Origin of the sequence: Enterobacter sp. PL1, assembly GCF_945957325.1 — a bacterium.
Lineage (GTDB): Bacteria > Pseudomonadota > Gammaproteobacteria > Enterobacterales > Enterobacteriaceae > Enterobacter > Enterobacter roggenkampii.
In genome coordinates this window covers 1-770 of the sequence record NZ_CAMFKT010000099.1, presented here as the reverse complement: position 1 = coordinate 770, position 770 = coordinate 1, and the positions used below count along the sequence as shown (strand labels likewise).

Sequence of the window (770 nt, the reverse complement as noted above, 5' to 3'; positions counted from 1 at the left end):
CCTTTGAAGAACGGAGTATGACGGCCGCCTTCGTCTTTGGACAGGATGTACACTTCAGATTCGAACTTGGTGTGTGGCTTGATTGAGCCTGGCTTAGCCAGAACCTGACCACGTTCGATTTCTTCACGTTTGATACCACGCAGCAGAACACCAACGTTCTCACCAGCACGGCCTTCGTCCAGCAGTTTGCGGAACATTTCAACGCCAGTACAGGTAGACTTCGCAGTCTCTTTGATACCAACGATTTCAACTTCTTCACCAACTTTGATGATACCGCGCTCTACACGACCGGTAACAACGGTACCACGACCGGAGATGGAGAATACGTCTTCGATTGGCAGCAGGAATGGCTTGTCAATCGCACGCTCTGGTTCTGGGATGTAAGAATCCAGGAAGCCAGCCAGTTCGATGATTTTCGCTTCCCACTCTGCGTCGCCTTCCAGCGCTTTCAGAGCAGAACCACGAACGATTGGGGTATCGTCGCCTGGGAAATCGTACTGAGACAGCAGTTCACGAACTTCCATCTCTACCAGTTCCAGCAGCTCTTCGTCATCAACCATGTCGCATTTGTTCAGGAACACGATGATGTAAGGAACGCCTACCTGACGACCCAGCAGGATGTGCTCACGAGTCTGAGGCATTGGGCCGTCAGTCGCAGCAACAACCAGGATCGCGCCGTCCATCTGCGCAGCACCGGTGATCATGTTTTTAACATAGTCGGCGTGGCCTGGGCAGTCTACGTGTGCGTAGTGGCGAGTCGGGGTGTCGTA

The 770-nt window shown here is 53.0% G+C and carries 1 protein-coding gene; it reads right to left on the bottom strand.

The window, feature by feature from the left end; translation table 11 throughout:
• Positions 1 to 770 (bottom strand): elongation factor Tu (locus tag N6P30_RS24435; RefSeq protein ID WP_260630015.1); only part of this gene is annotated, 770 nt, incomplete at both ends.